Source organism: Ideonella sp. FW305-24 (genome assembly GCF_058788035.1).
In genome coordinates this window covers 1,009,586-1,022,601 of the sequence record NZ_JBYTAI010000001.1, presented here as the reverse complement: position 1 = coordinate 1,022,601, position 13,016 = coordinate 1,009,586, and the positions used below count along the sequence as shown (strand labels likewise).

General features: G+C 69.1%; 10 protein-coding genes. 3 read left to right on the top strand and 7 right to left on the bottom strand.

The genetic code is table 11. From position 1 onward, the window contains the following. Positions 1-289: 289 nt before the first annotated feature. The 3 genes from AC3WR5_RS04485 to hscB are packed head-to-tail and all read left to right on the top strand — an operon-like array spanning position 290 to position 1,679. Positions 290-610, top strand: coding sequence for a hypothetical protein (locus AC3WR5_RS04485; RefSeq protein WP_492482195.1), 321 nt, complete (start codon positions 290-292; stop codon positions 608-610). A gap of 24 nt (positions 611-634) precedes the next feature. Then, entirely contained in the window at positions 635-1,120 is a 486-nt protein-coding gene (locus tag AC3WR5_RS04480; protein ID WP_492482193.1) for a hypothetical protein, read from the top strand. Then, positions 1,110-1,679, top strand: a complete 570-nt coding sequence (hscB, locus tag AC3WR5_RS04475) for a Fe-S protein assembly co-chaperone HscB (RefSeq protein WP_492482191.1) — start codon at positions 1,110-1,112, stop codon at positions 1,677-1,679. The genes AC3WR5_RS04480 and hscB overlap by 11 nt, the downstream gene beginning before the upstream one ends. Positions 1,680-1,807: 128 nt before the next feature. Here hscB and AC3WR5_RS04470 read toward each other — a convergent pair whose 3' ends face one another. The 7 genes from AC3WR5_RS04470 to AC3WR5_RS04440 form a co-directional block, all read right to left on the bottom strand. Then, entirely contained in the window at positions 1,808-3,001 is a 1,194-nt protein-coding gene (locus AC3WR5_RS04470) for a PepSY-associated TM helix domain-containing protein (RefSeq protein WP_492482189.1), read from the bottom strand. Continuing rightward, complete coding sequence (locus AC3WR5_RS04465; protein WP_492482187.1) at positions 3,001-5,154, bottom strand: TonB-dependent receptor; 2,154 nt, start codon at positions 5,152-5,154, stop codon at positions 3,001-3,003. Before AC3WR5_RS04465 ends, AC3WR5_RS04470 begins: the two co-directional genes overlap by 1 nt. A 126-nt stretch (positions 5,155-5,280) precedes the next feature. Beyond that, positions 5,281-6,486, bottom strand: a complete 1,206-nt coding sequence (locus AC3WR5_RS04460; RefSeq protein WP_492482185.1) for a polysaccharide deacetylase family protein — start codon at positions 6,484-6,486, stop codon at positions 5,281-5,283. After that, the gene (locus AC3WR5_RS04455; RefSeq protein ID WP_492482183.1) at positions 6,483-7,676 is read right to left on the bottom strand and encodes a tetratricopeptide repeat protein; all 1,194 of its coding nucleotides are present in this window, start codon (positions 7,674-7,676) and stop codon (positions 6,483-6,485) included. The genes AC3WR5_RS04460 and AC3WR5_RS04455 overlap by 4 nt, the downstream gene beginning before the upstream one ends. A 145-nt stretch (positions 7,677-7,821) precedes the next feature. After that, positions 7,822-11,445: an urea carboxylase gene (gene uca, locus AC3WR5_RS04450; protein ID WP_492482181.1), complete on the bottom strand. Its 3,624-nt coding sequence runs from the start codon at positions 11,443-11,445 to the stop codon at positions 7,822-7,824. An 88-nt stretch (positions 11,446-11,533) separates the two neighbouring features. Beyond that, positions 11,534-12,193, bottom strand: coding sequence for an urea amidolyase associated protein UAAP2 (locus AC3WR5_RS04445; protein ID WP_492482179.1), 660 nt, complete (start codon positions 12,191-12,193; stop codon positions 11,534-11,536). 7 nt (positions 12,194-12,200) lie between these two features. Continuing rightward, entirely contained in the window at positions 12,201-13,004 is an 804-nt protein-coding gene (locus tag AC3WR5_RS04440) for an urea amidolyase associated protein UAAP1 (protein WP_492482177.1), read from the bottom strand. Positions 13,005-13,016: the final 12 nt, after the last annotated feature.

Here is a 13,016-nt window from a genome sequence, read left to right as displayed (position 1 = left end):
CCCCTCGGTCGACGGGTACGTCGACCGATCCCCCGAGGGGACGCGGGCCGGCTTGGGGCGGCCCGGCGCTCGGCCCTTGGGGGGATGGAGCACCCGGTCTCGCGCAGTCGCGAGGCCGGTCTACTCCGTCGAGGTTTTCAGAATCGCGACACAGCTCCCGTTCGGGCTGAGCCTGTCGAAGCCGGCGCGTATCTCGACGCAAGCACTTCGACGGGCTCGGTGCGAACGGATTCAAAACTGTTTCGATTGAGGGAACTCTCAAGGGCGTTCTTTCAGTCAAGGGGACGCAATGACCGAAGCGGTGTATGTCAAGCACCTGTCCGACGATCGCGTGGTCGAGGTGATCGGGCGGCATGTGTGCATTGCGGGGCAGCCCGAGGCGGACCATCTGGTGGTGCTGGACGAGCACCCGAACCGGCAGGCCATCCTGAAGGCGGTGCCGGGGGCCACGCATGTGGCGGGCCGGGTGCCGCTGACGCTGCCGCAAGCCTCTGTCGCGCAGGCTGCGCTGAGGCGGGCGCACGAGACCTACGACGGTAGCCCGCGTGCGGTCAGCGAGCGGCTGCGCCAGGCGGTCTGGCAGAAGACCATGGCCGATGGCGCGGATTGACGAACCTGAAGCTGGAGCCTCGTCATGATCTACGTGGTTGAAGTGCCATCCGAGGGGCGCCCGCAAGCCTGGTTTGCGTTTGACGAGGTGGACCTGCTCAGCAAGGTGGCCAGCGGCGATGCGCGCGAGGACTTCGAGATCTGGGACAGCGCCACTGCGCGGGAACTGCTGGCGCTGTTCGACGAACAGCCCGAGGCGCCCGGTCTGGACCAGCGCCTGCCCGGCCTGCATGGGCTGGGGCAAGGGCAGGGCTGGGATACGCCACTGTTCCGTGCGGACTACCTGCAGGCCCCCGGGCTCTACCAGGCCGAGCCGGTGCGCGTGGTCGATGCCTGCCGGGCCGCGCTGCGTGCCCGTGGCGGCGAATGGCGCTTCTACGAGGGTGAGGCGCACGCGCTGGTGGCCGTGGACAAGCCCGACGCACTGTACGACCGCCCGGGCGGCTGGCGCGCGCGCTGGGCCCTGCGCGAGCAGTTGATCGCCGTGGAGGCGCTGGCCGATGACCTCTGACGCGGCACCGGCCCAGCCCGCCGTCCGGCTGGAAGACGACGACTTCACGCTGCTGGGCCTGCCCGCTCGCCAGGCGCTGGACCTGGCGGTGCTGGCGCAGCGCTGGAAGGCCTTGCAGGCCCAGGTGCATCCGGACCGCTTCGCTAGCGCCGGCGCGGCGGCGCAGCGGCTTGCCATGCAATGGGCCTTGCGCGTCAACGAGGCCTACCAGCGCCTGCGCCAGCCGCTGTCCCGCGCCGCCTACCTGTGCCAGCTGCATGGTGTGCCACTGGACGCCGAGCGCAACACCGCGATGCCGGTGGCCTTCCTGATGCAGCAGATGGCCTGGCGCGAAGCGCTGGAGGCTGCCACCACCGCGCAGGCGGTGACCACGCTGGCCAGCGAGGTGCAGGCGCATCAGCGCGCCATGCTGGCCATGCTGGATCAGCTCATCGACCAGCAGCAGGACTGGCCGGCCGCCGCCGCTCAGGTGCGGGCATTGATGTTCGTGGCGCGCTTTTCCGAGGACTTGTGCGACCGGCAGGACCGGCTGGATGCCGCTTCAGCGTTGCCTTATTGAGGCTTCCCTTATTCGAGACAGTTTTGAATCCGTTCGCACTGAGCTTGTCGAAGTGCCTGCGTCGAGGTACGCGCCGGCTTCGACAGGCTCAGCCCGAACGGGGGGCTGTATCACGAATTTTGAAAACATCAATAACTGCCAGGCGAGGCAGATGTCGGGCGGCTGCGCGCGCGGCTGGCTGCGCTGGCCCGCCTGCGGCGCCACCACAGCCACAGCCCGGTGCCGAACAGCAGGGCAGGCAGCAGGCCGAACACCGTCCACAGCAGCCGCGCGAGCAGCCCCAGGGCTTCGGCGCTGTGCAGCGGGAAGACCCAGTCCAGCAGCACATTGCCTGCCGGTGCGTTCAGCGGGTCCGACTGGCTCAGCACCCGGCCGCTGGCATCCAGTCGCACGCGGGTGTTGCCGGTGTCCACCCGCGGCTCGCCGGCCTGCAGCAAGCGAAGCTCGAAGGGCGCACCGGCCTTGGCCGGCAGGCTCAGGCGTGACCAGGTGGCGGCGGGAAAGCGGGCCTGCGCCCGCTGCACCAGCTCATCCAGTGGCAGCGCTGGGCCGGGCACAGATGGGCCTGCATCCTTGGCATCGACCGTCATCGGCTTGGCCTGCCGCGGCTGCGTAGGCAGCACCGCCGACACAACAGTTCGAGCGCTGTCGCTGAAGACCAGCATCGCGCCGGTCAGCGGCAGCAAGAGCAGCAGCGGCGCCGACCACAGGCCCAGCGCGCGGTGAGCATCGAACCACAGGCGCACGGCCGAGGCATCGGTCTTGATGCTCAGCGTGCGGCGCCAGGCCTCGCGGCTGCTGCGGCGCGGCCAGGCCAGCACCACGCCGCTGATCGCCAGCGCCAGCAGCAGCAGGCCACCGCTACCAATGATCAGGTGGCCGGTCTCGCCAGCCAGCAGCCGGCTGTGCAGTTCATAAAGCGCGGGGACTGCATGGGCGCGGTCCATCACCCAGGCGCCGCGGTCCCGCTGGCCCAGGTAGCGACCGCAGGCCGGGTCCACGAAGTGTTCGCGGCGCAGGCCGGTGCGCGCGTCTCGCGCTTCCCAGACCTGGTAGCTGGCGCCAGGGCGGCTGGGCGCCACGATGATGGCGGGGCGCACCTGCGGCGCTTCGCGGGCCAGCACGGCCAGCACTGTCGCCACCGGCTTGTCCGGCTGCACCGCGGTACCGGCGCAGGCACTGGGCCCGAACCAGTGCGGGTTCAAGGCGGCATCCAGTTCCGCCTGCCAGACCATCACGCTGCCGGTGAGGCCCATCATCGCCATCAACAGGCCGGCCAGCAGGCCCACCCAGCGATGGCCCCATGTCCACCATTTCCTCATCAGAACTGCCGCTTCCAGCTGACGGTGAAGGTCCGGCCGCGACCTGCGTAGTAGTCGTCATTGCCGCCGGAATAATTGGCCTGGCCGTAGTAAGTGAAGTATTGGCGGTTCAGCAGGTTCTCGACGCCCAGGCCCAGATCGCCCCAACGCGAATGCCAGCTGGTGGCCAGGTCCAGCACGGTGTAGCCGCTGAAGTGTTCGGCCAGGCTGGTGGTGCCGGAGAGCTTGTCTTCATTGGCATTGCGCGGCCGGAAGTGCGAGACGGTGAGGCGGCTGCTCCAGTCCGGCGCGAAATCCCATTGGCCGGCCATCACCAGCTTGTCCGGCCCTTGCGAGCGGGCGCCGAGGTCCAGGTCCAGCGGCTGGCCGGCGGCGGCGGCCGTGCGTCCGCGGGTGAGCGCGTAGCTGGCGTCCAGCTTCAGCGTGGGCAGCACGCGCCACTGGCCGCTGAACTCGAAGCCCTTGACCTGGATGGGCACCCGCTGCACGGTGCCGATGCCATTGCTCACCACCAGCTGGCTGCCCAGCGAGGAGCGCGAGTCGTAGACCGAAGCGCTGAAGCTCGCACCGGCGCCGCGCCAAGCCAGGCCCAGCTCGCGGTTGTAGGTCACGATGGGCTGCAGGTCCACCAGGCTGTCCACCGACTGGCCGGCCGTCTTGATGGCCCGCAGGATCAGGCCCACGTCCGGCATGCCGAAGCCTTCGTTGTAAGAGACGAAGCTGGACCAGCCGCTGTCGCCAAAGCGCCAGACGCCGCCCAGGCTCTTGACCAGCTTGGCCGAGTCGCGCGTGCCGCCCTGCACCTCGCGGTTGCCGTAGAAAGCCAGTGTGGTGTAGCTGTCCACGTTCAGGTGGCTGTTCTCATGGCGCAAGCCGGCGCGCAGCGTCAGGTCGTTCCAGGTGTATTCCAGCTGGGTGAAGGGCGCCAGGCTGCGGTACTTGAGCGGCGGCACCCAGGTGCGGCCTGTCATGGTCAGCGTCTGCGACGAGGTGTCGTGCAGCAGGTCCACGCCACCGGTGAACTCCAGGCCGTGAAGGCCGAAGTCCGGCCGCACCCAGCTGCTGCGCAGGCCCCATTTGTCGGCGTCGATCTGGCTCTGGTCCACCAGCGTGCCGGTGGGGGCGAGGCTGGCGTCCTGGAAGGTGGTGATCACGCCGCCGGTGTAGCGGGCACTGAAGGTCTGCTTGAACAACTGCACCGAGGCCACGCCACCGGCGAGATCGCTGTCGCTCCATTCCAGGCTGGTCGAGCGCACCTGGTTGCGCGGCGCCTGCCAGTCCAGCGTGCCGTGTTGGGCCGAGGTGGGCAGGCCGGTGGCTCGGTCGCCATCCACATCAACCCAGTCGTCAAAGCCGTCCGCGTGGAACTGGTTGAGCATCAGCTGGAAGCGCTGCGTGCCCACCTGCTGGCCCAGCTTCAGGTAGGCATCCCTGGCCTCGTGCAACGACTCGGTGGCCAGGTAGCGGCCGTCGCCGTCCACGCCGATGTCCTGTTCGCGCTTGCCCAGGTAGAGCAGCACGTCGTAAGGGTTTTCGCCTTCGCTCAGGTGCTCCAGCATGTAGCCGGCTTTCCAGCCCTGGCTGTTGCTGTGGCCCTGGGTGCTGTATTTCAGCTCCACCGTCTGATGGGTGCCGGGCGTCTGTGGCGTGCGGGTGATGGTGTTGACGATGCCGCCGGTGGCGCCCATGCCCTGTACCGCCGAAGCGCCGCTGACCACCTCGATGCGCTGCACGATCATCGGGTCGGCGAAATAGCCTTCGCGGCCTCCCAGCCGCAGCGGGTTGGTCTGCGGAATGCCGTCGAGCAGCAGCAGGGCATTGCGCCCGCGCAGGCCCTCGCCGAAGTTGCTCAGCTTCTGGCGCGAAGGCGCATAGCCCGGCACCTGGACGGCCAGCAGCGCGCTCGGGTCTTCGCTGACCAGGCCCTGGGCCTCGATCTCGCTGCGGCCGATCACGCTGACCGCGCCGGGGATCTTCTCCACCGCCTTGCCACCCCGGGTGGCGGTGACCACCACCTGCTCGGGCGCCGGGGGCGGGGTGATCGCTGGCGCATCGCCAGCCGTTTGGGCCTGGGCGCCGAGGCTCATCAGCGCGGCAGCAAGGGTGGTCAGCGCCAGGTGCGGCGCAGCGAAGGCGGTGGAACGGTGGGGCATGAAGTGAGAAGGCGACTACGGGAAAACCATGAATTATATTGAGAATGCTTCTTAATTGCATGATTCGCCGACTTGCTCCCGAAGGTCGCCCCAAGCTCACCCGACCTCGCGAGCCCCGGGCCGAACTCAGCGCGGGCCGGCGTGACAGTCGCGCCAGACCACCGCTTCGCCCACCTTCGCGAAGAGGGTTGGCAGGGCCACGAAGGCCTTGGCGTGCACGTCGTGGAACAGCATCACGCCGTGGCGCTTGATCAGCATCAGCGTGACCATGCGGTCGGTCACGTCCGCTGCCGTGACACGCGCATTCCAGTCCTGCGAGTCCAGGTTCCACAGCGCCACCTGCAGGCCTTGTTCGGTGAAAAACGCGCCGCTGTCTGCCGTGCGCTGGCCGTAGGGTGGGCGGAACCAGGGCAGGACCTGGTCCTTGCCGAAGCTGGCCTGCAGCAGCGCCTGCGTTCGGCGCACCGAGTCCTGCCAGCCGTCCCAGCGTGCATGCGACTGATGCTCCCAGCCGTGCGAGGCCACGCACTGGCCCTGGTAGGCCTGCGCGAGCGCCGGCGCGCCCAGCTTGTTGACCCGGGCCTGCAGGTTGCCGCCCAGCATGAAGAACACCGCGCTGCGCTGCTGCGACGCCAGCATGCGCAGCGTCTCGTCGGTGCTGCCGCCGGGCGGCGTCGGGCCGTCGTCGAAGCTCAGCAGGAACTGGCCGTCGGGCAGGGCGTCGCCGGTCCATTCGTCGTCGCCGAAACGGTCGATCTCGCTGCTGATCTTGGGGAAGAGGGCGGCCAGCCGCATCTGCTCAGCGAGGTAGGCGCGTGAGAAGGCCGCCAGGTTGGTCCGCCAGGCGGCCGACGCGCCTGGCACACGCGCCTGCCATTCGATGGCAGCGCTGGAGAACTCGGCGGGTGAAGGCGGCAAGGTGGGCAGGCAGGTCCAGTCTTTGTTGGCGCTGCCTTCTGCACACTTGGCTGCAGCCGCGCGGTAGTTGGCCGTCGCCTGCGCAAGCTCGCGCTGCAACCACTTGTCGGTGGAGGCCCGATTGACGCTCCGGATCGAAAACGCGGCCATCATGTCGGCGTCCGAAAGCTTGCGCATCTCGCCCAGCACGCCCACGTGGACCAGGATCGCGGCGCGCGAGGCCTTGTCGTAGCCGGCACGCTGGTCGATCGCCTCCGGCCACAGCGAGAGGTCCGCCTTTGCCACCACCGCCGGGCCGACGGACGCGCTGGGGGCCGCGTGTGCCGGGGCCGGCAGCAGCACGGCGGCAGCCCAGGCCGCGGTGATGGCGGCCAAGGCCACGCAGCCTGCCGCCAGTTCGCGATGCCGGCTCATTGCGCACCTTTCTGCTGCATGCGCAGCATGGCCTTGTCGTAGCTGGCGTTCGGGGACTCGGCCTTGGCCTCGCGGTATTCGCGCAGCGCATCGCTCCATTGGCCGGCGTCCTCGTAGATCTTGCCGTTGTTGTAGTGCGAGCTGGCGCGCACCTTGGCGGCCGTGGGTCCGTTGGCCAGCGCAATGGCCTTGCGGTTGGCCCACATCGCCTCGGCCACGCGGCCGGTTTTTTGGAAGGCCAGGCCCAGGTTGCTCCAGGCCTGGCCGAAGTTGCCGTCCAGCTCGATGGCCGCCTGGTACAGGCGGATGGCCTCGTCCAGGTTGCCTGCGTGGTATGCGGCTTCGCCCTGAGTGTTGAGCGGGCGGGCATCGGCCTGGCTGGCTGCGCTGTAGCTTACCGCTGCGGCAGTTTGGCTCACGGTTTCCTGCAAGCCTGCAAGCTCAAGCCGGTCCTGGCTTTGCACATACTTGATTGTGTTCAGGTCCTGGAATTCACCGGCCTCGGTCACCGCGAACACCGACCACAGGTTGCCCACCCGCTGCGGTGGCACGTAGTAGGTCTTCACCAGCGTTTGCCCCACGTAGACGAAGACCTTCGCGCCGCTCATGGACAGGCGCGCCGATTGCGGATCGGTGCGGTCCGAGAAGTTGTGCACCGCGTAGACGTAGCGTTCGCCCACGTGCTTGCGTGAGAGCGTGATGGTCTCGGGGCCGAAGCCTCGGGTGTTGTCCACGTCCAGCATGGCGTCCGTCCCGCGCATGTGGCTGAAGTAGACATGGTTGCCAGGGTAGACCACGTGCGAATCCAGGTCGCGCGGCTCGGCCCCCCAGTTCAGCACGATGCGCATGCCGTCCAGGTTGTTCATCACCGGGCTGATCGCGTAGGTGGTGCCGGCGCAGGGGCACTTCACGACCAGGTTGGAGTAACCGGGCTTCTTGACGATCAACAGCGCATTGGTGTCGTCGGCGAAGGTGGTCGGCAGCGAGACCTGGCCCTGCGCATCGGTGCTGCCACTGGCAGACTGCTCGCCGTTCTTCTGCAGCGTGACCGATGCGCCTGCTATGTGCTGGTCGCGCACCGTCGCGCTGAGGATCTGCACGTCAACATTGGTGGCCAGCGCCGATGCGCAAGGCATGGCCAGCGCGGCGGCGACAAGGGCGGTGGAGACGGCAGAGAGGCGGTGGAACATGGGGTGTCCGGGTGGTGAGGGGTGGCTTCACTGTAGAAGCGCAAGCGCCCTTCACAGCGGAGGCTTTGCCGCCACTGCGCGGCCTCTTTGTTCCGCCGCCCGGAGTTTTTCTTCCGCCTTTCTTCCTCTGTTTACGGGGGCAGTGTCAGGGCGCCAGCAACACCACTTCCTGCCCCGCGTTGACGGCGCCGCCCTCGCGGCAAGCCACGCGCCACACCTGCCCGGCGCAGGGCGCCACCACCGCGAACTCCATCTTCATGGACTCGACGATGACCAGCGTGTCGCCTTCGGCCACGGTGTCGCCTTCGTTGACCAGCACGCGCCAGACGCTGCCGGGCACTTGCGAGTGCACGGCGCGGGTGCCGGGTGGCCGTGGGCTGTCATCGCTTGGCGCGGTGGCCTCGGGTTCGCCGACGTATTCGGCCTGGCCGGCCTCGCGCCAGCGTTCGCGCTCTGCATCGAAGGCGGCTTGCTGGCGGGCTTTGTGGGCGACGATTTCGGTGGCGTGTTCGGCCAGCAGCGCCCGGTAGTCCTTCAGCCGGAACGTGCCTTCCTCGATGCGCAGCCGCAGCCGGCCGGCGGGGAAGTCGCGGCGCATCTGCAGCAGCTCAGCCTCGCTGACCGGGTAGAAGCGGATCTGGTCGAAGAAGCGCAGCAGCCAGGGCTTGCCGGCTTCGAATTCCAGCGCACCGCTGCGCGCATCGCGCCAGCGGTTCCACATCTGCACCGTGCGGCCAACGAACTGGTAGCCGCCCGGGCCTTCCATGCCGTAGACACAGAGGTAGGCGCCGCCAATGCCCACGGCGTTTTCCGGCGTCCAGGTGCGGGCCGGGTTGTACTTGGTGGTGACCAGGCGATGGCGCGGGTCCACTGGCGTGGCCGCCGGCGCGCCCAGGTACACATCGCCCAGGCCCATCACCAGGTAGCGCGCGTCGAACACGGTGCGGTGGACGGCGTCGATGTCGTCCAGGCCGTTGATGCGGCGGATGAACTCGATGTTGCTCGGGCACCAGGGCGCGTCCGGTCGCACCGACTGCATGTACTTCTCGATGGCCAGCTTCGTTGCCGGATCGTCCCAGGACAGCGGCAGCCAGACGGTGCGCGAGGGCACCTCGAAGTCGTCGCTGCGCGGCAGCGCGTGGTCGGTGGCCAGCAGGCATTGCAGCAGCGCCTCGCGGCCGAGCAGCGTCGGGTCGTGGTGCACCTGCAGCGAGCGGATGCCGGGTGTCAGGTCGATGATGCCGGGCAACTCGCCCGCGTCGCGCCTGGCCTGCAGCGCCAGCATCAGCGCGTGCACCCGCATGCGCAGCTCCAGGTCCAGCACCTGCGGGCCGTATTCGACCAGCAGGTAGCGGTCCCCCGCCTGACGCACCACCATTTCGGGCAGCTCGCCTTCGGCCGGGTCACGCAACAAGACCGGGCTGTGAAGGGCCGTGACCTGTTCGGCTGGCGTGCCATCGGGCAGCTGGGGCCATGGCGCGTCCAGCGACTCGACCAGCGCGTCTTCGGCGGCTTGAAGTGCCGCAGCCTCTTCGGCATTCAGGCATCGGAATCGGATCGTGTCGCCAGGCCGCAACTGGCCCAGCTTCCAGCGTTCGGCGGCCACGACCACGGCCGGGCAGACAAAGCCGCCCAGGCTGGGCCCGTCCGGCCCGAGGATGACCGGCATGTCGCCGGTGAAGTCGATCGCGCCGATGGCGTAGGCGTTGTCGTGCAGGTTGGAGGGATGCAGCCCGGCTTCACCGCCATCGGGCCGCGCCCATTCGGGCTTCGGGCCGATCAGGCGCACCCCCGTGCGGCTGGAGTTGTAGTGCACCTGCCAATCGGCGCCGAAGAAGGCTGCGATGTCGGCAGGCGTGAAGAAGTCCGGCGCACCATGCGGGCCGTAGAGCACACCGATGTCCCAGTGCTTGGCGTAGACGGGCGGTGTGACGGTGGGCGTGGCTGCCGGCAGGCCCGCGTCGCAGGCGATGTGCAGCAGGTCGCCGGTGCGCAGCGTGCGCCCGCCGTGGCCGCCGAACTGGCCCAGCGTGAAGGTGCTGCGGCTGCCGAGATACTGCGGCAGGTCCAGCCCGCCGCGCAGCGCCAGGTAGGCACGCGCGCCGGCGCCTTGCACGGCACCCAGGCGCAGCAGGCTGCCGGCGGCCACCGCATGAGACTGCCAAGGCGCGAGCGGCTGGCCGTCCAGCGTGGCGCCCATGTCTGCGCCCGTCAGCGCGATCACCGCGTCCGCATGGAAGCGCAGCGCCGGGCCGGCGAGTGTGCATTCGAGTGCCGCGGCGTCCGAGGCATTGCCCACCAGGCGGTTGGCCAGGCGCATCGCCAGGCTGTCCATTGGGCCCGAAGGCGGCACGCCCACGGCCCACAGGCCTTGCCGGCCCGGCCAGTCCTGCACGCTGGTCTGCACGCCGGCTTCCAGCACCTCGATGGCGCGCGGCGCCCAGCTGAACCGGCCCAGCGTGGCCGTGATGACGCGGCCCTCGCGAAAGGTCTCGCTGGCCACCACTGCGCGCAGGTAGCGCAGGTTGGTCTCGATGCCGGCCAGGCGCGTGGCGTCCAGCGCTTCGGCCAGCTTGGCCACGGCCTCCTCGCGCGTGGCGGCGGTGACGATCAGCTTGGCCAGCATCGGGTCGTAGCTCGGCGGCACTTCGGTACCGGCTTCGACCCAGCCGTCCACCCGCACGTCGTCTGGCCAGACCACTTCGGTGAGCAGCCCTGCGCAGGGCTGGAAATGGCGCGCCGGGTCTTCGGCGTACAGCCGCACCTGGATGGACGCGCCTTGCGGCGCGGGGGCGACCAGCGGGAAGGCCTCGCCGCGCGCGAGTTTCACCATCCACGCCACCAGGTCCACGCCGGTGACCTGCTCGGTCACGCCATGCTCCACCTGCAGCCGGGTGTTGACCTCCAGGAAGTAGAAGGCGCCGCTGGCCGCGTCCAGTACGAATTCCACGGTGCCTGCGGAGCGGTAGTGCACGGCTTCGCCGAGTCGCAGTGCTGCGGCCTGCAGCGCCTGGCGTGTCTCGTCCGCCAAGTGCGGGGCCGGGGTTTCCTCGATGACTTTCTGGTTGCGCCGCTGGGCCGAACAGTCGCGCTCGCCCAGTGCCACCACCTTGCCCTGCCCGTCGCCAAACAGTTGCACCTCGATGTGCCGTGCCTGCTCGACGAACTTCTCCAGGAACAGCCCCGCGTCCTTGAAATTGGCCCGCGCCAGGCGGGACACGGCCTCCCAGGCCGCCGCGAGTTCGGCCTCGTCGCGCACCAGCAGCATGCCGATGCCGCCGCCGCCTGCGGTGCTCTTGAGCATCACCGGGTAGCCGATGCGCGCCGCTTCGCGCTGCGCCTCGGCGGCGTCCGCCAGCAGCCCGCTGCCGGGCAGCAACGGCACGCCATGCACCAGCGCCAGTTCGCGTGCGCTGTGCTTGAGGCCGAAGGCGCGCATCTGCGCTGGCGTGGGGCCGATGAAGGCGAAGCCGGCGGCCTCGCAGGCTTCGGCAAAGCCGGGGTTCTCGGACAGGAAGCCGTAGCCGGGATGGATGGCACCGGCGCCGGTGTCGCGCGCCGCCGCGAGGATTCGGTCTGTATTCAGGTAACTTTGGGCCGCTGGCGCGGGGCCAATGCAGACGGCCTGGTCGGCCATTGCGACATGGCGTGCGTCGGCGTCTGCCTCGGAGTAGACGGCCACGGCCTTCAGGCCCAGCGCGTGCAGCGTGCGGATGATGCGGCAGGCGATGGCGCCGCGGTTGGCGATGAGGACGGTGTCGAAAGACATGGTGACCTTCACCTGTGCGGTGAGGGCGGGTCGTCCCGCCGGGTCAAAGGGCAGCCGGGCTCAGGTCGTCCTGAAGGCTGTTTCTGCGTCAGGCCCAGACGAGCACCTGCGCGGGGGTCGGGTCGTAGCCGTTGCAGGGGTTGTTCAGCTGCGGGCAGTTGGAGATGAGCAGCCACAGGTCGATCTCGGCGCGCAGCTCCACGTACTTGCCGGGGGCGGACACGCCGTCGTCGAACTTCAGCCCGCCTTCGGGGGTGACCGGCACGTTCATGAAGAAGTTGATGTTGGGCGCCAGGTCGCGCTTGCCCAGGCCGATGTCGGCCGCCAGCAGCGCGCTGAGGAAGTTGTCGCGGCAGGCGTGCATGTAGCGCTTGCCGAGGGCGTAGCGCACCTGGTTGCTCTCGGTGGAGCAGGCGCCGCCCAGGGTGTCGTGGCGGCCGCAGGTGTCGGCCACGATGGTGGCCATCTTGCGGCCGGTGTTGCTCATCAGGACCGAGCCGGTGGTCAGGTAGATGCCGCCCTGGGCCAGCATGGTGTTGGTGGCGCTGTAGCGCTCGCCCAGCGGGGCTTGCGCGTAGAAGAGGGCGTCGATGGCCTGGTTGCCTTCGAGGTCGACCAGGCGCAGCGTCTGGCCGGCCTTGATGGCCAGCAGGCAGGGCTCGCCCGCCGGCACGGTGTGGTCATGCAAGGCGTCGGCCGGGTCCAGCGGGCTCTCCTGGATGCGGAATGCAGTGGCGTTGGCAGTCATCGCGGCCTCAGGCAAAAAGCAGTTCGGTGTTGTGCAAGGCACGGGCGTTTTCCGGGCGGAAGCTGCGGCAGAAGTCGTCTGCCGGCGCAGTGCCGGAATGCCAGGCGGCCAGGCCGATGCGGCCGGGCGTGTAGACGGGCGCCGGGTCCAACGGATGCGGCGCGCTGCTGTAGGCCAGCAGCAGGTCCATTTCGCAGCGCAGTTCCAGCGTGCTGCCGGGCTTGGCATGGCGCTCGGCGAACTGGAAGCGGCCCTCCAGGTCCACCTGCACCTTGCTGAAGGCGTTCACCGGCGCGATCAGGTCGCGCGGCGCGAGGCCGAACTTGGCCAGTTCGACCTGCAGGCCTTCGCGGCCGGCGCGGGCCATTGCGTTGCGGTGCGTGGCGTAGCGCTGGGCCGGGTACTTGGCGGCGAGCAGGGCTTCGTCCAGCAGCGCGCCCAGCGGGTCGTGCCAGCCCAGCGTGTCTTCGGTGATCGAGGCCATCGCCCGGCCCATGTCGCTCATCAGCACATGGCCGCGGGTGAGGTGTGCGGTGTGCTGGGCCTTCAGCGTGTCAGGCATGTTGTAGCGCTCCAGCAGGTCGGCTGCGGCGTACAGCACCAGGCTGAAGTTGGCCGAGGCGTCCAGCGCGACCATGTGCAGCGAGGTGCCGCGGCGCAGCAGGCGCGCGCCGTGGCAGCCGCCGGGCACGATGTCGGACCAGAGCAACTTGTCTGCGGGCAGCGTGGGGGCGAACTCACGCCACAGCTCGGGCGTGTCCACCGGCGCGCTGGCCGGCGGGTTGTCCAGGGTGTGGACCAGGGTCTTCATTCAGGTCTCCCA

Bases quoted from the DNA above. Each gene is read 5' to 3' on its own strand.
- AC3WR5_RS04445 (WP_492482179.1), bottom strand. From the start codon at position 12,193: ATGACTGCCAACGCCACTGCATTCCGCATCCAGGAGAGCCCGCTGGAC.
- AC3WR5_RS04440 (WP_492482177.1), bottom strand. From the start codon at position 13,004: ATGAAGACCCTGGTCCACACCCTGGACAACCCGCCGGCCAGCGCGCCG.
- hscB (WP_492482191.1), top strand. From the start codon at position 1,110: ATGACCTCTGACGCGGCACCGGCCCAGCCCGCCGTCCGGCTGGAAGAC.
- uca (WP_492482181.1), bottom strand. From the start codon at position 11,445: ATGTCTTTCGACACCGTCCTCATCGCCAACCGCGGCGCCATCGCCTGC.
- AC3WR5_RS04470 (WP_492482189.1), bottom strand. From the start codon at position 3,001: ATGAGGAAATGGTGGACATGGGGCCATCGCTGGGTGGGCCTGCTGGCC.
- AC3WR5_RS04485 (WP_492482195.1), top strand. From the start codon at position 290: ATGACCGAAGCGGTGTATGTCAAGCACCTGTCCGACGATCGCGTGGTC.
- AC3WR5_RS04460 (WP_492482185.1), bottom strand. From the start codon at position 6,486: ATGAGCCGGCATCGCGAACTGGCGGCAGGCTGCGTGGCCTTGGCCGCC.
- AC3WR5_RS04455 (WP_492482183.1), bottom strand. From the start codon at position 7,676: ATGTTCCACCGCCTCTCTGCCGTCTCCACCGCCCTTGTCGCCGCCGCG.
- AC3WR5_RS04465 (WP_492482187.1), bottom strand. From the start codon at position 5,154: ATGCCCCACCGTTCCACCGCCTTCGCTGCGCCGCACCTGGCGCTGACC.
- AC3WR5_RS04480 (WP_492482193.1), top strand. From the start codon at position 635: ATGATCTACGTGGTTGAAGTGCCATCCGAGGGGCGCCCGCAAGCCTGG.